Source organism: Alicyclobacillus pomorum DSM 14955, assembly GCF_000472905.1.
Classification (GTDB): Bacteria; Bacillota; Bacilli; order Alicyclobacillales; family Alicyclobacillaceae; genus Alicyclobacillus_A; species Alicyclobacillus_A pomorum.
This window is the reverse complement of the sequence record NZ_AXAR01000004.1, coordinates 205,241-225,942: the sequence shown is the minus strand read 5'-3', so window position 1 is coordinate 225,942 and position 20,702 is coordinate 205,241. Positions and strand designations below refer to the sequence as shown.

Annotated in this window: 14 protein-coding genes; 12 read left to right on the top strand and 2 right to left on the bottom strand. The window is 50.8% G+C overall.

Annotated elements, in window-relative coordinates; translation table 11 throughout:
• Positions 1–84: 84 nt before the first annotated feature.
• The 12 genes from YWK_RS0106175 to YWK_RS0106115 all read left to right on the top strand — a co-directional run bounded on the left by YWK_RS0106175 (position 85) and on the right by YWK_RS0106115 (position 17,513).
• A complete protein-coding gene (locus YWK_RS0106175; RefSeq protein ID WP_051375228.1) occupies positions 85–1,365 on the top strand; it encodes an MFS transporter in 1,281 nt (426 codons plus the stop codon).
• A gap of 82 nt (positions 1,366–1,447) precedes the next feature.
• Entirely contained in the window at positions 1,448–2,710 is a 1,263-nt protein-coding gene (locus YWK_RS0106170; protein WP_026964110.1) for a four-carbon acid sugar kinase family protein, read from the top strand.
• A gap of 156 nt (positions 2,711–2,866) precedes the next feature.
• Complete coding sequence (locus tag YWK_RS0106160; RefSeq protein ID WP_026964109.1) at positions 2,867–4,012, top strand: glycerate kinase; 1,146 nt, start codon at positions 2,867–2,869, stop codon at positions 4,010–4,012.
• 509 nt (positions 4,013–4,521) lie between these two features.
• A complete protein-coding gene (locus YWK_RS0106155; protein WP_245578523.1) occupies positions 4,522–5,520 on the top strand; it encodes a LacI family DNA-binding transcriptional regulator in 999 nt (332 codons plus the stop codon).
• 191 nt (positions 5,521–5,711) lie between these two features.
• Positions 5,712–7,400, top strand: a complete 1,689-nt coding sequence (locus YWK_RS0106150; protein WP_051375226.1) for an ABC transporter substrate-binding protein — start codon at positions 5,712–5,714, stop codon at positions 7,398–7,400.
• Between the two features lie 61 nt (positions 7,401–7,461).
• On the top strand, positions 7,462–8,454 hold the full coding sequence (locus tag YWK_RS0106145) for an ABC transporter permease (RefSeq protein WP_026964106.1): 993 nt from the start codon (positions 7,462–7,464) through the stop codon (positions 8,452–8,454).
• Positions 8,451–9,407 (top strand): ABC transporter permease, encoded by a 957-nt coding sequence (locus YWK_RS18580; protein ID WP_051375224.1) that lies wholly within the window; start codon positions 8,451–8,453, stop codon positions 9,405–9,407. Before YWK_RS0106145 ends, YWK_RS18580 begins: the two co-directional genes overlap by 4 nt.
• A gap of 4 nt (positions 9,408–9,411) precedes the next feature.
• The gene (locus tag YWK_RS21805; RefSeq protein WP_035466177.1) at positions 9,412–10,380 is read left to right on the top strand and encodes an ABC transporter ATP-binding protein; all 969 of its coding nucleotides are present in this window, start codon (positions 9,412–9,414) and stop codon (positions 10,378–10,380) included.
• The gene (locus YWK_RS21800) at positions 10,377–11,393 is read left to right on the top strand and encodes an ABC transporter ATP-binding protein (RefSeq protein WP_169727145.1); all 1,017 of its coding nucleotides are present in this window, start codon (positions 10,377–10,379) and stop codon (positions 11,391–11,393) included. Before YWK_RS21805 ends, YWK_RS21800 begins: the two co-directional genes overlap by 4 nt.
• A gap of 51 nt (positions 11,394–11,444) precedes the next feature.
• Positions 11,445–13,787 (top strand): beta-galactosidase, encoded by a 2,343-nt coding sequence (locus tag YWK_RS18570; protein WP_051375222.1) that lies wholly within the window; start codon positions 11,445–11,447, stop codon positions 13,785–13,787.
• Positions 13,787–15,868: a glycoside hydrolase family 2 protein gene (locus YWK_RS18565; RefSeq protein ID WP_051375219.1), complete on the top strand. Its 2,082-nt coding sequence runs from the start codon at positions 13,787–13,789 to the stop codon at positions 15,866–15,868. The genes YWK_RS18570 and YWK_RS18565 overlap by 1 nt, the downstream gene beginning before the upstream one ends.
• Before the next feature lie 271 nt (positions 15,869–16,139).
• Positions 16,140–17,513, top strand: coding sequence for a glucoamylase family protein (locus tag YWK_RS0106115; RefSeq protein ID WP_051375217.1), 1,374 nt, complete (start codon positions 16,140–16,142; stop codon positions 17,511–17,513).
• Positions 17,514–18,082: 569 nt separating this feature from the next.
• Here YWK_RS0106115 and YWK_RS0106110 read toward each other — a convergent pair.
• Together YWK_RS0106110 and YWK_RS0106105 are read right to left on the bottom strand one after the other, a co-directional pair.
• Positions 18,083–19,156, bottom strand: coding sequence for a tartrate dehydrogenase (locus YWK_RS0106110; RefSeq protein WP_026964103.1), 1,074 nt, complete (start codon positions 19,154–19,156; stop codon positions 18,083–18,085).
• A 136-nt stretch (positions 19,157–19,292) separates the two neighbouring features.
• On the bottom strand, positions 19,293–20,684 hold the full coding sequence (locus YWK_RS0106105; protein ID WP_026964102.1) for a purine-cytosine permease family protein: 1,392 nt from the start codon (positions 20,682–20,684) through the stop codon (positions 19,293–19,295).
• Positions 20,685–20,702: the final 18 nt, after the last annotated feature.

The window sequence follows — 20,702 nt, the reverse complement described above, 5'->3', positions numbered from 1 at the left end:
ATCCAGCTAGGGATTCAATCCCTTTACCTTATGTAGCATATGAAAGCGCTATCGCAATCAATGTGATGGGGGGATATGAGCGTCATGACTGGGGTTCCGGCCAAACGTTGGGTTTACATTATACCAGTTGCAGCCATTATGTACATGTTGGCGTACATGGATCGGATCAATACAGCAATGATCCTTCCCTATATGGGGAAGAGCTTCAATTTGACCAGTTCTGCAAGCGGCCTCGCATCCGGAATTTTCTTCGTCGGGTATATGATTCTGCAAATTCCTGGCGGTCATCTTGCAAGCAAATGGAGTGCTAAGAAAGTTGTATTTATTCTCATGATGCTCTGGGGACTATCTGCCATGGCAACCGGTCTTGTGCAGACATCATGGGAATTGTATGTGGCGCGCTTTGTACTCGGCATATTCGAAGGCGGCGTATGGCCAGCCGTCTTGGTACTCCTCGCTTTGTGGTTTCCACAGCGAGAACGAGCACGGGCAAACGCGTTATGGATGGCATGTCTACCCCTCTCTGCAATCATTATGACGCCCCTAACGGGTTGGCTGCTCACGATGATGAGCTGGCGTGGCGTCTTTGTTATCGAAGGACTACCTCCAATTATTTGGGGACTTATCTGGTGGTTTACGATTTCAGATAAGCCAAGTGAAGCAAAATGGATTTCTCCTGAGGAACGCGCTTTTATTGAAAAGACAATGGCTCAAGAAGATGCCAGTAAAGTGGCAAGTGCCGGATTTCGTTCAGCCTTCGCGAACAAAACAGTCTTATGGTTAATTGTTGCCTACTTCTTCTGGATGAGCGGTTTTTACGGATACACGATGTGGGTACCAACGGTTGTGAAATCTTTCAGCGGTATAGCGAGCTCGGAGACAGTAGGATGGTTGTCGGCGATTCCGTTCTTGTTTGCACTTGCGTCGATGGTCGTCAATTCAATACTCTCTGATAGGACTGGCAGGCGGCGGTTGCACGTCTCAGTTCCTCTCGCGATTGGTGCAATTGGCCTTGTCGGCGGACAGCTATTCGCTCACACGCCCACGATGAAGATGGTGTTCCTCGTGATTACAGCAATTGGCGTCTATGCACCATATGGTCCATTCTGGGCCATTCCAAGCGGCATTTTACGGCTTGAAGTCGTGGGCGCAGCGATGGGGTTGATTAATGCCCTTGGGAACCTAGGTGGATTTCTCGGTCCGTACATCGTTGGCTATGTGAAAGGAGTTACGCATAATAGTTTTACTGGATTCCTTGTACTTGCCGCTTTTCTGATTATTAGTATGCTTGTGTGTGCATTCCTACGAGGCGAGAAAACGGAGTCTACTTTAGAAGTGCATTCGTCAATTGGTTTTTCAAAATAATTGAATGATGTCCTGGTTAATCATATTCTGATTGTTTTGGACATGGCTTAAGAATTAGCTTTCAAGGGAGGCGTTGAGACGCGTGCGGCACGTCCTTTGTATTGCGGACGATTTGACAGGTAGTAATGCCACCGCCATTCTGTTTCGAAATCTGGGGTGGAAAGCGAGCACCGTTGTCGAGTGGTTTACACCCATCTCACAACGGTTAGGAAATCCGGGTGTAACTGTCTGGAACGCGGGGACTCGACGGCTCCCCCGTCAGGAAGCTGTAGAGCGGATCAAAACCATGGTAGGCCAGTCTGGGGTGATAACGAATCCAGATGTACAACTGTGTAAGCGAATTGACAGTACCTTTCGAGGCAATGTCGGTGCCGAAACGCAAGCTCTGCTTGAAGTTCTCACGGGTCCCCGACTTGCTGTGGTGGTAGGTGCCTATCCTGCATCCGGAAGGACTGTCGTCGGAGGCAACTTATTTTTGCATGGCGTGCCGATTGATGAAACGGAGATTGGAAAGGATCCACAAGGGGGGCTTGTATCGTCATCCCTGAAACAACTCTTGGCCTTGCAAACCAGCCTTCCCGTTTACGAAATGACGAAGGGGTGGTTGGACGACTTCGTCCGCGCTGAACGACAGGTACAACGATATCTCAACCAACGGTGTTTCCTGGTCTGTGATGCGCAAAGTGACGAAGACATCCAGCGCACGGCTCAGTTCTTTGCCTCCCTGGCGGAACCTATTCTTCCGGTCGATCCCGGCCCGTTTTCCGCAGCCTATGTGGCTGCTCGACAGCGCCGATCAGGACGAGTGCTTGTGGTGTCTGGAAGTCGTTCGAAATTGACTACCGACCAGTTGGACCACGCAGAACAGGAGCTAGGTGTCAAATGGACAGATGTTCATCCGATGCAATTGAACGATCCTCTCTATGCCCAAGAAGTGTCGTACCAGCTCGCAGAGTCGATTACGTCTCGGGGTGTGGCTGGCATGCGCACGGATCGAGTCCGTCTGTCCTCGGACGAGCAGCAGCAGACACCGTCTATGCTAGCCAACTACACAAAACAATTAGTAGATAATCTCGAGATCACGGGCCTATATCTGACGGGTGGTGAAGTTGCCCGTGCGGTACTCACGGCATTGTCTGTTACTGAATTGGAACCGCTTTCTGAGACCTGTCCACTTGGTGTTCTTTGCCATGCTATATCAGGTCCATATGAAGGTTTACCAGTAGTCACCAAGGGGGGATCAGTGGGCCAGGTTTCCTCTATTTATGACAGTGTCTGTGCACTTCAGATGCAGGCCGCATTTAATCTCCGGGAAGGCACTAAGAAATGCACAAACCACTGCTAGGCATCACGATGGGAGATCCCGTGGGCATCGGTCCGGAAATCATTGTGGTGAAGTACTCGCGCTGATGAAGGAATGGTTTGAACGCCTTGTTTATCTGGACACACAAAGCTGTGTTGTCTTGAAAAGGCAAGAGCTGATCGGAGGTGACCGTTACTGGTGAAAGTCGTAATATCGCCCGACTCCTATAAAGGGTCTTTAAGCGCACAAGATGCGGCAGCGTCCATCGCGAAAGGGGTCAAGCGGGCATGTCCGGATGCGGAGTTGGATTTGTTGCCCATCGCGGACGGCGGCGAAGGAACGGTGGATTGTTTGCTAGCGGCCGTCGGTGGGCAGAAAGTGTGGGTCAAAGTACCGGATCCGCTCGGACGAACCATTGACGGATTTTACGGCTTGCTCCCGGACGGCACGGCCGTGATTGAGGTTGCCGCTGCCGCCGGGCTTGGCCTCATCGCAGAAAACGAGCGAGAAGTAATGCGAGAGAACACCGCCGGTGTTGGCGAGTTGATTCGGCACGCCTTGGACCACGGAAGAACATCATTTGTCATTGGGTTGGGCGGCAGTGCGACCAACGATGCAGGAATTGGAATGTTATATAGCCTCGGAGCTCGGTTCTATGACGCGTCTGGACATGAACTTACCCCGACACCGGCTGGCTGTCGGAATTTGGCTCATGTCGATGTGACGAACCTTCACCCGGCTTTGGCCAACGCACGGATTCGGGTGGCTTGCGATGTATCCAATCCGCTGTGCGGGCCCACAGGGGCAACCGCTGTCTACGGTCCACAAAAGGGTGTCACTACCGAGATGATTCCTGTCCTGGATGGAATCCTGGCGCAATTCGCCAGGGTTGTGGAACACGATGTGGGTATTTCCATCAAGGATACGCCTGGGGCCGGTGCTGCGGGAGGACTCGGCGCAGCCTCGGTAGGTGTCCTCCAAGCCGAACTCGTTCGAGGCATTGACCTCGTATTGGACATCACTTCGTTTGACCAACGAGTATCGGATGCTGACTTTGTCATGACGGGTGAGGGCAGAACCGATGTGCAGACTTTTCACGGAAAGGTGGTTTTCGGCGTGGCAGTCCGCGCAAAAGCACATGGCGTTCCAGTCTTCTGTCTGTCCGGATGCGTTACAGAGGATGCCGCTTCACTGTATCAACATGGCATTACCGTATTGTTGTCCATCGCTCCGGGGCCTATTTCCTTAGCGGAATCCATGCAGTCAACCAAAGCATATCTCACCAGAGTTGCTGAAGCAGCCACACGGGCATTCTTGGCTGGACGGTTGAGTCAACGGGCCTGAAGACGGATTCGATGTTTTGGGTTAAAGAGAAGGAAAAAGGAGAAGGTAGAGAACGGTATCGCTGATGTACGGAAGAACTTTTGGCGGCTGGCCCAGGCGACGCCAGTCGTCCACATTTTCAACAATGATGGATAGAAAAGATGGATCTCGCTTTGTAAACCCCCAAAGCCCTCCCGTCGCATAACCTCGTGGGAACAGTTAACTTACCCGTTGCCTTCCCTGCAATCGTTATTGACAACGCTTTCATTTGGAGGTACCTTGTTTTTGTAGTAATAATATTTTTCGTTCAAAATCGAAACGTTTTTATTTTTCGAGTGGATAGGGCACACAGTACCACAGTCTCATGAGCTCGTAAGGGAAGGCGATTACCAGTAATAAGAGGCGACCACCTAGACATCGCTAACTGGTGCTAGCACTTAGTGGATTGTTTATCGCCCGGTGTTCTTTATGAAACAATTAAAGTTTTAGGGATTTTTACTTTACATAAGGGAGGGAACCACGTGGCGACGATGAAGGATGTTGCGAAGGCAGCCAATGTGGCGCTGTCTACAGTGTCTCTCGCCTTACGGAACAATCCGCGAGTCAAGGAGTCCACGCGTAGGCGTGTTCTTGAAGTAGCGCGCCAGTTGCAGTATCGCCCTAATGGTATTGCTCGTGACTTGAAGACGCGTCGTACGGAGACAATTTGTATTTTGCTTCATGATTTGGGTGGTCCGTTCTACTCCGAAATCATCCGTGGTGTCCAAGACATTGCAACGAGTAAGGGATACAACACCATCGCGAGCGGATCGCTTGGCGGCCGCAACGGTTCCGCTGTCCGCCTACTGTCGGAACGCCGCGTAGATGGTGTGATTGTTCTCGCTCCTGACGTGGATGACGAGACAATTGTAACGGCGGCCGGCCCTGATTTACCTGTCATTGTTTTAGACAGGGAATTGACTGCGGATTACGTGTATAGCGTTCGAGTGGACAACGAGCAGGGCGGGTACCAAGTTACGAAACATCTACTCGAGTTGGGGCATCGCCGCATTGTCTTTATTAGTGGTCCAGCTGATACGTTGGACTCAGAGCTTCGGTACCGAGGATATGTTAAAGCGATGAAAGAATTCTCGGCCCCTGAATCGAAACGATTCGACTACATGGGGGGGTTTACCGAGGAAGGTGGGTATGTTGTCGGAAAGGTGATGAGTGCGCAACCGATTCTCCCGGATGCGGTGTTTGCGTCTAACGATGAAATGGCTATCGGGCTTTTGAAAGCCTTTTCAGAGAAGGGGATTCGTGTTCCGGACGACGTCGCGATTGTTGGTTTTGACAATATCAGAATTGCGGAATACGTCCAACCGCCGCTTACAACAGTACGACAACCAATGTACGAAATGGGTTCCGTTGCCGCGCAACTCTTGTTTCAAGCGCTTGCTGGGAATTTTGAGTTGCAACCGGTGCGTTTGGCAACAGAGCTGGTAGTCAGACAATCCTCGCAACGACGAGACACAAGTGTCACGGCCTGATGAGGACGACAGGTTCGAACGTTAGAAACATGTCGGCATTGCAGAAGAGGTACATNATTTCTGAGTGTATAGGGGTTCATCCCTTGCTATACACTGCGTGGCTCTGTGTCGTCTCGGATTGTATCGTTTCGATGGCACACGAGTAACGTGAAATGCTGAATCTGTTGAAATTAGAGGGGGCTGTATCTAAGATGCCAAGCTGGAAATCAATCGTCGCGGTGGTTGGGGTTTTAGGTGTCACGGGAGCTACGTTAGCCGGTTGTGGGAACACGACGACAACGAACGCTCAGAATTCAAATGCGCCGGGAAGTACACCTGCTTCGTCTACAAATTCGAGCTTGACGATAGGTGTTGACAACGGATCACCGACCTTCCAAGACAACTTCAACCCATTTGCTCCGTCGAACCGTACGGGTACTAACTACATTTATGAACCCTTGTTCTTTGTAAATAACATGGATGGAACGGTTACCCCCTGGTTGGGTACGAGTTATCAGTGGCAAGGTAACACGAAATTGATTGTTACGGTCCGTAATGGTGTGAAGTGGAATGACGGGAAGTCATTCAGTGCGCAGGACGTAGCTTTTACCTTCAATTATCTAAAGAAGTATCCTTCCTTGGATTCACAGGGGGTGTGGCAGGTGTTGAGCAGTGTCACGGCGAACGGCGACCAGGTCGTGTTCACGTTCAAGCGTCCGAACGTGCCTACTTTCTACCAGATTGCAAGTACGTTGATTGTTCCTGAGCACGTGTGGTCGACCATCACTGAACCGGCGAAAGAAATGGTAACGAATCCGGTTGGCACGGGACCGTACGTTGTGGGCACTTTTACTCCATACCAGTACACCCTGCGAAAGAACACAAGCTATTGGCAGGCTGACAAGGTCAAGGTTGACACACTCATCTTCCCGGTGCTTGGCAACAACCAGACGGCTGCACTGAAGTTGTCCTCAGGCCAGTGGGATTGGGCAACACTGTTCCTGCCTAATGTGAAACAGACCTACGTAGACAAAGATCCGAACTATAACACCTACTGGTTCCCGGCAGGCGGAATCATCTCACTGGCATTGAATTTGAAGAAGGCGCCGTTTGACGACGTGCAGTTCCGCAAAGCACTAGCCTACGCCGTCGACAAGAACCAGATTGCACAGCAAGCAGAAGATGGCTATGTCTCCGTAGCGAGCCAGACGGGCCTCATTCTGCCGGGACAAAAGCAATGGCTGGATTCGTCGCTCCCGAATCAAGGCACGTATCCATACGACCTGCAGAAAGCAAAACAGATTCTTCAACAAGCAGGTTACAAAACAAACAGCCAGGGCAAGTTGCTCGATAAGTCAGGGAAGCCGATTTCGTTCAGCATCGAAGTTCCAAATGGCTGGTCGGACTGGATTCAAACCGTCCAGGTTATCCAATCAAACCTAGCACAACTAGGGATTGATGTCACCGTTTCCACACCGCAATACGCCGCTTATAGCCAAAGCATGTCAACGGGTCAGTTTGACGGTGCCCTGTTAGCGTATGGGGGAACCGCAAGTCCATTTACGTCATATAACACGTTGCTAAACAGTCAATTTGCAGTACCGATAGGACAGAGTGCCACAGCGAACCAGGAACGTTGGTCCAATCCACAGGTTGACTCGTTGCTGAGCAACTGGCAGCAAGCGACCGATCAGGCGACTCAGAAGAAGGACGCCAGTCAGATTGAACAGGTGATGTACAACCAATTGCCGGTCATCAACTTGTTCTACGGTGCAACGTGGAGCGAGTTTAGCACCAAGAAATTCACGGGTTGGCCGAGCGCAAGTAATCCGTATGCGTTGCCAGCTCCGTATGGACAACCGCCGCTTATGATTTTGACCCACTTGCAACCACGTTCGTAAGACTCATCGAACCATCCTGGGCAAATGCCCAGGATGGCATCCTATAAAAGGAGCATTGAATATGAGGTATTTTGTTCGAAAGACAGGATTTCTCATATTGACCGTCTGGGTTGCCGTTACATTGAACTTTGTTATTCCTCGTCTCATGCCGGGAAATCCAGCGCAAGCGATGATGGCGAAGTTTGCTCAGCAAGGGCCGATCAGTCCGGCCCAAGAAAAGGCTTTGGCGCTCATGCTTGGACTGCCCACCGGATCGCTCTGGAGTCAGTATTGGAACTACCTATGGGACTTAGTGCACGGAAACTTTGGTATCTCCTACTCGTACTTCCCTCAGTCGGTGTCTTCCGTCATCTTGAACGCTTTGCCTTGGACGTTGATTCTGGTAGGTCTGATAACAATTCTGCAGTTTGTTGTAGGTACATTGCTCGGTGTGTATGCTGCTTGGAATCGAGGAAAGAAATTTGATTCCACGGCCACCGTTCTGCTCTCTTTTACTTCGGCATTCCCATATTTTTGGCTCGCCTTGGCTTTGATTTATGTTTTCGGATTCATTCTCAAATGGTTCCCGATTTCCGGTGGTTACAATGGAGCACTTGCTCCCGCGTTCAACGGTCAGTTTATCGGAAGCGCTCTTTACCATAGTGTGTTACCAGCCATCACGATTTTTATTACAGGTGTGGGTGGCTCATTACTCGGCATGCGCAACAATATGATTAACACACTCGGCGAAGACTACATTTTGTTGGCTAGAGCAGAAGGGCTGAAAAATCGTACCATTGCCATCCGGTATGCAGCCCGCAATGCCTTGCTGCCGATTGTCGCTAACTTTGCAATGTCGCTAGGATTGGTCGTCGGCGGCTCTCTGTTGATGGAGACCGTGTTCGCTTATCCAGGTATGGGTTATCTATTGGAGACCGCTGTCTCGAACCAGGACTATCCGTTGTTACAAGCTTTGTTCTTGTGTATCACCATATCTGTTCTGTTGGCGAACTTCGCCGCTGATATCGTGTCAGGCATACTCGATCCCCGATTGCGTAAGGGGGCCGTGAGATGACAGTCGAAAGAACTCAGGATCCCTCATCCTACGTTGAACAACAGCAAGCTGCTACCGTCCTTGCGCCGGTTTACGGACAATCTGATGCACCGATAGATCCCTTTCCTACCAAGGAACCGAACGCGTTTCAAGTCGTATGGTCAAATAAGAAGGCTCGGATTGGCATTATCATCCTTGCAGTATTTGTTCTCATGGCCATTGTTGGCCCGTGGATTGCACCGTATTCTCTCACGGATACACATTTTCCGCCGGGAAAAGGACCATCTTTGGCGCACTGGCTCGGAACGACACAGAGTGGCCAGGACGTATTAACACAACTGCTGAACGGGGCTCGAGTTTCCATTTTTGTGGGTTTTGTGTCTGGAGCCATCGTCATTTGCGTGGCTTTGGTCGTAGGTTTTGTGGCTGGCTACTTCGGAGGATGGGTGGACGACGTTTTGTCGCTCTTGATGAATGTGATGCTTGTTCTCCCGGGTCTGCCTCTAATGATTTTGATTGCTGCATATATTCCACATCATGGAATCGGTGAAATCATTTTGGTCATGTCCATCACCGGTTGGGCTTTTGGCGGCAGAACCTTGCGCGCACAGATGTTAACGCTAAGCCGACAAGACTACGTTGTCTCCGCAAAATTTGCTGGTGAATCTTCTTTGTGGATTATCTTTCGAGAAATACTTCCGAACATGTTGTCTTACATCATTGCGAACTTCTTTGGGGCTGTTACTGGAGCAATTCTCGCCGAAGCCGGTCTCGAGTTTCTTGGCCTGGGAAATCCCAGCATCACCAGTTGGGGCACGATGATTTACTGGGCCCAAAACGGAGATGCATTACTCGATGGGCAGTGGGCATGGATTATTGCACCAGGCCTTTGTATCGCACTACTTGCTGCGTCGCTTACGTTGATTAATTTCGGAATTGACGCGGTGGCCAACCCACGTTTGCAGGAGGATTGATGACATGCTGCAGGTCAAGGACCTATGGGTTACCTATAAGTCGCGCCGTAGTGCAGGCGTGGCAGCAGTTCGAGGTGTGCAGTTCGACATCCCTGACAACACATTCGTGGGTTTGGTCGGAGAGTCGGGGTGTGGTAAATCCACACTTGGCTTTGCCATCGCCGGGTTGCTCGATCCGAAGCGAAATAACGTGCAGGGCGAAGTCATGCTTGATGGGCAAGACCTTCGGAAACTCCCTAGCGAACAAATGCGCGCTTTGCGGTGGTCGAAATTGTCGGTGGTCCTTCAGGGGGGGATGAACGCCTTTAATCCTGTGTTGAAGATCAAGCATCAATTTATGGACGTCATGCGCGAGCATTCGAACATGAGTAAGGCCGAGATGACGGAGCGGATTGCTGAACTTCTCTCAGCTGTAGATTTGGATCCAAGTGTCATGGAGTCATATCCACATGAACTTTCCGGAGGAATGAAACAACGTGCGGCCATTGCGTTGTCTTTGGTGTTAAAGCCGCGCCTGGTCATTCTCGATGAACCGACGACTGCGCTTGACGCCGTTGTTCAGCGTTCGATTGTGACGATGCTTAGTGACCTTCAGAGGGAATTAGGCTTTTCAGTCCTGTTTGTCAGCCACGACTTGGGGCTGGTACTCGAAGTGGCACAGCGGGTCATGGTCATGTACGCAGGGCAGATTGTGGAGGACAAACCCGCATCCATGCTCATGGAACAAGCTGAGCATCCTTACACCCAAGCACTGCTTGGTTGCTACGCAAATCCACGGGCAGAGCATGTGTCGCTGTCGGGTATTCCCGGTTCGCCGCCTGACTTGCGGGCAGTTTTACGCGGATGTCCGTTTGCGCCGCGCTGTGCCAAGAAGATGGATATATGCGCTGTTGAGACACCGAGATTGGTAAAACGTGAAGAAGGATCTGTGTTATGTCATTTGTACGCGCCAAAGGAGGTGACCGTGCGATGAGTTTGAGGGAACAAGGGCTCCAAAACAAGCAGACAGCACCAGGTCGATACGTTCTTGAACTTAAAGATGTCAGCAAAGTCTATGAAGGTCGCGGTCACTCTACGGTAGCAGCTTATAAGGTGAACTTTACGGTGGAACCCGGGAAAATTGTTGCTCTTGTCGGAGAGAGTGGAAGCGGGAAAAGTACGTTGGCGCGGCTGATCACCGGAATCGAGAAACCGACGGAAGGTCGCATCACGTTTGGAGAATGGCACGTTGAATCTCTCAAGTCGAGGCAACTGCGGAATTACAGAAAGCACGTTCAGATGGTTTTCCAAGATCCGTTTTCCGCATTAAACCCACAAAACACCGTACTACACAGCATTATGCGGCCTTTGCGCAGACACCTTCGGCTCAGCGAAGCTGAAGCCCGGGAACGCGCGTTCAGTATCATGTCCACCGTCAGACTGACACCTGTAGAACAGTTTATGAACAAGAAACCACACCAGTTGTCTGGCGGCCAGCGGCAACGATTGGTCATTGCCCGTGCTATTGCGCCGGAACCGGAGCTGATTGTCGCTGACGAACCTGTATCCATGCTGGACGTCTCGATTCGAGCGGATGTTCTTAATCTGATAGATGAAATTCGCCGCACACGCAACATGTCTGTGATTTACATTACACATGACATGTTGAGTGCTCGCGTGTTGGCTGATGAAGTCATCGTCTTGTACCGTGGGCACATTGTCGAGCGGGGAACTTCCGATGAAGTTCTCCGGAACCCAAGCCATCCGTATACCGAATTGTTGCTCGAATCGGTCCCAAATCCCTTCGAACCTAAAGTGAGGACCGCGTCCAGGGCACCCGAGGTGTCCATAACCAGGAAACAGGCATTGGTTGCACCTGTGAAAGGGGCTGCAGGACAAGGATGTCCATTCGCGCCGCGTTGTCCGCATGTCATGGACCGGTGTAGAACATCCATTCCTTCATTGACCGGAGATAGTCGACATCAAACGGCGTGCTTCAAGAACTGACCAGTTCGGCTGCTGGATTCGAATACAGTACATCAAGATGGAGGCACCACAGTGATACGCTATCAAAACAAACATTTTCTCATTGATGACAAGAAGACGTTTCTGTATGGAGCCGAGTGTCACTATTTTCGGATCGACCCGTCACAGTGGGCCGACCGTTTGCAGAAAATCAAAGATGCTGGCTTCAATTTGGTGAGCACGTACGTGCCCTGGATTTGGCATGAACCGAAAGAAGGTCAATTTGATTTTGAAGGAACGACACATCCCCGTCGAAATCTCGTTGCATTCCTTGACCTGTGTGCCTCGTTTGGTCTGTATTGCATCGTACGACCAGGCCCATACGTGATGTCGGAGCTGAAAAACGAAGGGATACCTCAATGGTTGCTCGATGCCTATCCTGAGGTGATTGCACGGACGAAATCTGGTGAAGTCCATCCGACACGTGTCGTGTCTTATCTCCATCCCACCTACTTACAAATTGTTGAGAAATGGTACAAGGAAGTGTGTTCCCGCGTTGCACCACGGTTGATTACCAATGGCGGACCGATTATCATGTTTCAACTCGACAATGAAATAGGGATGTTGCACTGGGTTACAAATACCGCGGACCACAATCCACATGCACTCCAACGTTTCGAAGTATATCAAAGTAGTGTCAAAGCTCAGCCTCAAACCGAGCTCGCATCGCATTGGATGTGGGCAGAATTCGCTCGTCACGACTATGCCGAATACGTCAAAGCCTTGAAGAAAATGGCAGAAGAGAACGGCATCAATGTACCTTTTATCGTTAACGTGCACGGATTTAAGGATTTTTCCGTATACAGTCGCGGTGTGGATTACCCGATTGGATTGTCCCAACTACGCGATGCCGCAACTGTGGATGACGTCGTCCTTGCAGGGGACTTCTATCCCGGCAAGATTGGCTATGACAATTTTCATGACCTTCTGCTGAGCTCAGCACTCACAGAGGCCGTCGGAAATCCCGAACAACCCCTGTTTTCTGCAGAGTTTCAATCAGGGCGGTTAGCAGACCGGCCCCGTGTGTATCCGAGTGACGTCGATTTGATTACTCGTCTTTGCGTGGCAAGTGGCATGAACGCACTCAATTACTACATGTACTGCGGCGGTGACAACGTTGAGGGCATTGGCCTGTTTGGTCGTCGTCATGAATGGCAAGCGCCAATTGCGTCAAATGGTGACCTGCGTCCATCGTACGGGGTCACAAGACACCTAGGTGAGTTGTTCAACACTTTTGGAGAAATGCTCTGTGAATCTCCAAAAGTAGCTGATACGTACATTGGGTTCTACCCCCCGTACTACGCCACCGAGGTGGTCAATTGCCAAGACCCGACTGTGCAACGTGTGATTCAGGAAATCGCGTCGCAACGCGAACATTTCCACTTCGACGGAATGTGGCGATTGCTATCCGCAGGCAATATCTCTTATGGGGCTGTTGATGTCTTGAAGACCGACCTGGATGTCACACAATATCCGACGCTTTGGATGTGTACGACAAAGTACATGGATAGGGCCACCCAAGAAAAGCTTGTTGGCTATGTGAAGAATGGCGGCAACCTGATTCTTGGACCGCAGGTGCCCATGTATGATCTCAACGGCGAAATGTGTGAGATTCTCGCCCAAAACTGTGGTGTCTCCATCGTTTCGGAACATCACGGATACCACCGGGTTACTGTTTGTGATATCGACTCTGTCTTTTGTCGGCAATACACGGTGTTCGCAAAGCCTGACGACGCGACACTGGTTGCGCATGGCGAACAGGGTGAAGAAGAAGTCACTGCTTATGTCCGCGGGCTGGGTCAAGGGCGTGTTCTGGTTCTCGGAGTTGGATTGACGCATGAATACCAGTATCAGTTGGAAGTTATTCACCGGTTAGCGCATCTGATGGGCATTCAGCCACATCTCCAAGTGACGGATGAGAACGTCGTGGTCACCGCTCGCACTGGTTCCGATGGCTCTCTGATTTCTATCATCAACGTTGACGATATAGCGCGTGAGACTCGGGTTATCCGCGGACGCGAGGATGTATTTGGAGGAAACACTGTACATCTTGAACCAAGATCCGGGAAGCTGCTCCCTGTCCAGTTCCAGTTGGCAGATGGCGTGATCATCAACTACAGCACCGTGGAGGTCGTTCGTGTTGATACAACCGAAGCAGGTATCGATGTTGAGGTATATGTGCCAGCAGGACAATCCGGAATCGTGTCGTGGGCGCTCGCCGAGGATATGCAACTGGAAGCAGGGGGCTCCACTCAACTGGAGTTTGAGCCCGCACATGGAAACAAGATTGTTCGGATTCCACCGAGTTCCAAGCCGCAGCGCGTGAGCTTTCGCGTTGTGTCCAACCATTCCTTTCCTAAAGTGGGTGCACATTGATGAAGCTGAGCCTCAATGGATTGTGGAGGTATGAACCGGTAGAGAGGGTGACAATCACGGAGAACGGGGTCGTTACTTCGCGCGACGACATCCCCCCAGCGGGACAAATGGAGATTCCACAAAACTGGGAGCTGGGGGGGCTCCATGACTTCAACGGACGCGTTCGCTTTACGAGGAAGTTTCAGCTGTCTTCGCTGCCGAACGAACGAATGTTCCTCACGTTCCGTGGTGTTGATTATCAAGCCACCGTCTTCTTGAACGGTATAGAACTTGGAACTCATGTCGGGTATTTTCAATCGTTCGAGTATGAAGTCACCGATGTTCTCCGCTTGGAAAATGAACTCGTTGTGATGGTGGAATCACCACGTGAAGACGAAAAGACCCTGTGGCCGGACAGAAAGGTACTGATTAAGGGCGTCTTCAACCATCACGACGCTCGACCGGGTGGATGGAACCCGCAGTTAGGGCAGAGTAAGGGTACAGGTGGCATCTGGGGTGACGTGGCACTGGAGTCACGCCCCAATGCGTATGTCCAATCGGTGAAGTTGCAAACGGTTCGTCTTGAGGGAGATTGCGCGTTTGTCCACGCCAATGTAACGGTCAATGCGTCACGGCGGTGTTATGGGACGCTCACGCTGGACATTGCAGGGCAAACGTACACTCAACGTGTTTCGTTGCCAAATGGATTGTCGCACCATAGCCTAGTTGTGAAGGTTTCGAATCCAAAACTTTGGTGGACGTGGGATTTGGGTGAACCACATCTGTATGATGTGAAAATCCGTCTCGAGGCGGAACAGCCACACGAGGTGGTCGTAAAAACAGGGCTTCGTACTATCCAATACGACAAGTCTTCAGGCATCTGGTATTTAAATGGAAAGAGACTTTTTCTGCGCGGGACGAATGTCATTCCGACGCAGTGGCTGTCGAACTACACGCATGAAGTCATCTCGACGGATATACAGCTGTTACGTGAAGGTAACGTAAATGCAGTGCGCGTGCATGCACATATCAACCGTCGGGAGTTCTACGAAGCATGCGATGCCGCTGGCATTTTGGTATGGCAGGACTTCCCGCTTCAGTGGAGTTATCTCGAAGAGAGTGATGTTTTAAGCTCAGCAAGCGCCCAAATCCAGGATATGGTCAACCAGTTCTACAACCATCCGTGTATCTGCGCTTGGTGTTGCCATAACGAGCCCAGTACGAATGCGAATTCACTGGATTTATTGTTGTACCAAATCGTTCGTGGGATGGACGGCACGCGATATGTCCATCAGCAATCGGATTTCAAGGAGCATCCGTACTGGGGTTGGTACTTGGATGACTACACCGCGTTTCGTGAAGCACCGATGGGGCCCTTGGTTACGGAGTTTGGAGCGCAAGCATTTCCAAGTAAAGAAGTGATGGACGTAATTACCGGGGACGAAATGAATTGGGAGAAACTTGCCTACCATAACTTTCAGTGGGACGAGACCGTCAATATCGCAGGATTATCTTTGGAAGGCAGCATGGAACAAGTTATCGAGCGATCCCAGACCTATCAAGCGGAATTACTCAAGTTCATCGTGGAGAGCTATCGGCGTCAGAAGTACAGTAAAGTAGGCGCTGTATTCCAGTTCATGTTCATGGACTGTTGGCCCTCGGTTTCGTGGTCTGTTATTGATGTCAATCGAGTTCCAAAAAAGGGCTATGAAGCGTTGCGGAAAGCGTACCAACCGGTAATTCCCTTGATGGTCCTACCACGCAAACGCTGGCTTCCTGGGCGCGTACTGTCGATTCCAATATGGATTGTGAATGATACGCAAAACGTGGAGGAAAATGCGACTGTTGAAGTCAGGTTGACTCGGGGTGAGAATACATGCGTGATTGCCGAGCAGACTGTTAGGATAACGGCTGACAGCTGCCTTGAGGTGGAATCCGTGAAATATCAAATTCCCGGTGATGCCCACACTGGGGAGTATGAACTGGAGATTCTCATCCGCAGCCCCGAAGGAACAGACATCGCGAGCAACGATTATCGCATTGTCATTTCCGGTCCTGCGCCTAACCAGTATGACGGTCCATCTGAAGCATTAAACGGATGACCCAGTTCGGTCGAAATCTACTAGGTGTATCAATATCATGATAACCGATAAGCCCCGTTGACGAGTACTCTGAAACAACGGGGCTGGTTGTATTCCCCTGTTCACATGGGTTTCAGAGGCACGCAATAGTGTCATGGTTGGATTTCTGTCACTTTGATCTGTGAGGAAAACTTCCGGCTTAAGGCGTTGACATAGATTTGAGTGATGTATAGACTAAAATTTAGGGAATAATCGAAACGTTTCGATTTTAGTGGAGGATGATTACAAGAATATGAACAGACATTTGGCAAAGACTTTCATTGCAACGGGTGTAAGCGCTGTCACGATCGCTGGATTTTCTACCCCTACCTTTGCAGCACCACTATCAGCCGCGACAAGTGTGCATTCGAAGGACTTTCTTATGAAGTCGGCTCAGGAAACATGGGAGTTCTTTGTGAAGGCAACTGACAACCCTACTGGGTTGCCAGCAGATAGAATTGACGTAGCAAACGGCAGCTTTACGCCAGCAACGGACACCTCTCCGACAAATATTGCAATGTATATGATGTCTATTGTGGCGGCCAAAGACCTCAACATTATCAATCAGCACGAAGCGAGTGTGCGAATGAGGAATCTCATTCATGAATTGAACTCACTCGATAAATGGAATGGGTTTCTGTATAACTGGTACAACACTGCCGATGGAACGGTCAATACTCAGAAAAACGGACACTTCGTTTCAACTGTCGACGATGGTTGGTTTGCGGCAGGATTAGTTGTCGCTCGTGAAGCATTCCCACAGTATAAATCTCAATTGTCAGCACTGCTGAACGCGATGGATTTCTCCAGACTATATGATGCGTCGTACAAGCAGCTTTATGGCGGTTATGACGCAGATTCTAATCAGATGCAGACCTGGCACTACGGGAATATCAACACGGAGTCCCGAGTCGCCGATTACATTGCCATCGGGCAAGGCCACGTACCCGAAACCCTATGGTGGGGGGTGTATCGCACACTTCCGTCTGACTGGACCTGGCAGAATCAAATTCCAGCAGGCACAACAGTAATCCACGATGGTGTCCCCGTATTCGAAGGGCACTATAGCTTGAATGGAGTGGAGTATGTGCCAAGCTGGGGCGGAAGTATGTTTGAAGCCTTGATGCCAACACTGGTTCTAGATGAAAAGGACAAAGCACCGAACGGTCTGGGATTAAACGACGAGCGTATGGTCGACCTTCAAATTGAATACGCAAAACAAAAGAATTATCCAGTATGGGGCATTTCACCGTGTGCACTTCCGGACGACGGGTATGGGGTGTATGGGGTCCCGGGGCTTGGCACGGTTAACTACGATGAGGACGGGACCATTACGCCGCATGCGAGTTTCTTAGCGCTCCAATTTGAGCCACAGTTGGCGGTTCAAAACTTGCAAACGATGGCTAGCAAATATCCGGCAATCATCGGGCCGTTTGGCTATTATGATTCGGTGAACGTGCGTACATCGAAGGTGGCAGATTCGTACCTTGCTCTCGATGAAGGTATGATCATGGTTTCCTTGGATAACTCCCTGAAACGCGGTGCGATACAGAAAGATTTCGCGAAGGATCCGATTGGACAAAAGCCGCAACACTTGCTTGCAGAAGAGAATTTCATGATTAACTAACGAGGTCGCAGGTGCATTGCAAACCTCCCGGAGTTTATGTAAGACGTAGTATGGGGCGTCCCGTCAGTTCATCACGATGGCTGATGGGACCGGTCCGTATGAACCGACATGGCTGAAGCATAAGTTTGAAGGGCTGTAACCATGATGCATAGAAAGATGGATCTCGCTTTGTAAACCCTTTACAAAGCTCTTTGTCATACAATCGGGGGATACTTGTTTGAAAATGTGTATGCTGAAGTTAGGGTGGCCGCTGGGTGTCCAGTTGGGTGTCAGACTTCGCATCACGAGGTGAACTCAACAAAATGATCGGAATGACATACACGCTCATATCGCGAGCAGACTGGACGATACGAATGGCGAAACAAGCTGCAGATAGGAGTAAATGACGGGTAGTTATCTTGAAAACCTTTCTAGTCGAAAGGCTACCTTGGGTTCGAATCCCACCCTTTCCGCCAGAGATGCCTGTCAGGGCGCGGGTTATCGGATTTCCGATTCCCGCGCCTTTTGCATATCTTCACTTCGGACTGGATGTCCATTTGGTGTCCAGCGCTTCAGTGAACGGATGACGGTCACGACGGCGAATTCGCCTTCCGTTTCACATGTTCGATGATCTTTGCTGTGACCTCTGGTGTAGTCGCTTCACCACCTAGGTCAGCTGTCTTCACATTATCGCTGAGCGTGTCCTCAATTGCCGATAAAATCAGCGCACCTAAGTCTTCGTATCCGAGGAAGTCGAGCATCAGCTTACCTGTCCAAATTTGACCTATCGGATTCGCGATGCCTTTGCCCGCGATGTCCGGTGCTGATCCATGCACTGGCTCAAACATCGATGGATACTTGCGCTCCACGTTCAGGTTTGCGGCGGGTGCAATGCCGATGCTGCCCATGATGGCACCACCGAGGTCAGTCAAAATGTCCCCAAACAGGTTCGACGCGATGATGACGTCGAGCACGTGTGGCTTCATCACGAAGAACGCCGCCAGAGCGTCGATGTGGGTGCTCGTTGTTCGGATATCCGGATACGATTGACTAACTTCCTTGAACACATCGTCCCAGAACGTCATGCTGTGCGGAATGCCATTTGATTTCGTTGCACTTGTCACGTGACCTCGCCGCTTCGCAGCTTGCGAAAACGCGTAACGCATTGCTCGCTCCGACGCTTTCCGTGTGAACACGGCCGTTTGCATTGCGATTTCATCCTCGCCTCTGTGAATACGTCCTCCAACATCCGAATACTCGCCTTCGGAATTTTCGCGTACGACCAAGATGTCGAAGTCCTGTGGATTGGCGAGTGGTGACTTCATGCCGTGCAGCAGTTTCGCAGGGCGGACGTTAATTGTCTGCTCCATCTCGCGGCGAATCTTAAGCAGTAGACCGCCGAGCGAGATGTGGTCCGGTACGAGGGCTGGCATACCGACCGCGCCAAGGAAGATTTGGTCGAACGATTTCAAGGTTTCGATACCGTCTTCCTGCATCATCACGCCGTGCTTAATGTAATACTCACATCCCCACGGAAAGTACGTCCATTCAAATTTCACACCGCCGTGGATGTCTGCAACAGTGTCTAGCACTTGGATAGCTGCCGGAACAACTTCATTTCCTACGCCGTCCCCAGGGATGACAGCAATGTGGTATTTGTTCAACTTCATGTACCTACCTTTCACATGTGTGCGTGAGTCCGGGTGACCTTTGGGGTGGATCGCGATTCATCAAGAAGGGTGAGGAGACTCGTTCGCTACCATCACCCATCGGATGCAATCGGTGGCTCAATCGGTTTGTTTATTGTACAACTGCTTGTGTTTGGATTTCTTGCAGTTCGCCTGTCGTATTGAGTTTGGCTTTCATTGCGAAGTAGTAGATCACAGCCGGCAAGATCAAGGCCACCATCCATGCGATGTCTACGTGACCTAAAGCTTTGGCGATGGGTCCTTCGTACACTCCGTCCACGTTCATGAACGGAATCTGTGCCACGATTGTGACGAGGTATGCGCCGATACAGATCCAATTGAACCTTCCATACTTGCCGTTCACATCGAAAATGTCCTTGACACTGTAGTTTCCGTGGCGGAGTAGGTAGTAGTCGACCAAGTTAATCGCGCTCCACGGCACCATGATGTACTGGAGCAACAACATGAAGTCGTTCATGATGGAAATCAGACTGCCTTGTCCTACGATGCCAATCCATGTTCCAATGGCGTCGACGATGGCTAAGATGACAAACCGCATCGTCGGCGTGACCTTGATCTTTGTGAACGGTTCGATGGTCGTGACTGTCGCCATGAACGCGCAGTACAGGTTCAGCACATTGACGCCGAGGATGCCCAGGACGATGACTATGTAAACCACGGGCGCCAAACTGTGACCAACCATCTGTGCAAGGAATCCCGTCGGATTGTCACCGAATTTAGATGAAGCCGCGGCCAAGAGCACGCCTAACCCCATCGTCCATCCAGTGCCGAGAACGCCACCGGCGTACGTCCATCCAAACGTCGCCCACGGCGACGTGTTCCGAGGCAAGTAACGAGAGTAGTCTGCGACGTACGGTGCGTACGTGAGCAACCACGTCGCACAAATACTCAGAGCCATCAAGAACGGTCCGAACTTAAACCCGGACACAGCCCAGCTATTTGCCGACAATGGCAGGCGAAATGCTTCGACAGTGATGACAACGAACACGATTCCGAACAGGATGGCGAAGTACTTTTCGACGGCGTGAATGAGGTCGTAACCGTATGTTGTGACAATGAGAGTAACGCCGTTGAGAACAATCATCGCCAACCATACGGGAATGCCATGAATGGCGCTATGAATCGCTTGAGCGCCAAGTAGGCCACTGTAGTAGACGGATCCAATATACATGACCATGACGAGAATCAGTGGCAAGATGGCCCCGATGACACCGAATTGCGCGCGACTTTGAATCATCTGAGGAATGCCGAGCTTCGGCCCTTGGGCGGAGTGTGTTGCCATGAACAACCCACCAATCAAGTTGCCGAGTACGACGGCGACGAGTGCCCAGAATACGTTGAGGCCGAGTGAGATGGCCACCGCGCCTGTCATGACCGGCGTGAGTTGCATGTTGCCGCTGAACCAGATGTTAAACAGGTCGCGTGCTTTACCGTGACGCTCTGAATCCGGAATGTAGTCGATACTACGCTGTTCAACCTTCATGTACAGTCCCCCCTTTTT

Bases quoted from the DNA above. Each gene is read 5' to 3' on its own strand.
- YWK_RS18565 (WP_051375219.1), top strand. From the start codon at position 13,787: ATGAAGCTGAGCCTCAATGGATTGTGGAGGTATGAACCGGTAGAGAGG.
- YWK_RS0106105 (WP_026964102.1), bottom strand. From the start codon at position 20,684: ATGAAGGTTGAACAGCGTAGTATCGACTACATTCCGGATTCAGAGCGT.
- YWK_RS0106150 (WP_051375226.1), top strand. From the start codon at position 5,712: ATGCCAAGCTGGAAATCAATCGTCGCGGTGGTTGGGGTTTTAGGTGTC.
- YWK_RS21800 (WP_169727145.1), top strand. From the start codon at position 10,377: ATGAGTTTGAGGGAACAAGGGCTCCAAAACAAGCAGACAGCACCAGGT.
- YWK_RS18580 (WP_051375224.1), top strand. From the start codon at position 8,451: ATGACAGTCGAAAGAACTCAGGATCCCTCATCCTACGTTGAACAACAG.
- YWK_RS0106145 (WP_026964106.1), top strand. From the start codon at position 7,462: ATGAGGTATTTTGTTCGAAAGACAGGATTTCTCATATTGACCGTCTGG.
- YWK_RS21805 (WP_035466177.1), top strand. From the start codon at position 9,412: ATGCTGCAGGTCAAGGACCTATGGGTTACCTATAAGTCGCGCCGTAGT.
- YWK_RS0106175 (WP_051375228.1), top strand. From the start codon at position 85: ATGACTGGGGTTCCGGCCAAACGTTGGGTTTACATTATACCAGTTGCA.
- YWK_RS0106115 (WP_051375217.1), top strand. From the start codon at position 16,140: ATGAACAGACATTTGGCAAAGACTTTCATTGCAACGGGTGTAAGCGCT.
- YWK_RS0106155 (WP_245578523.1), top strand. From the start codon at position 4,522: ATGAAGGATGTTGCGAAGGCAGCCAATGTGGCGCTGTCTACAGTGTCT.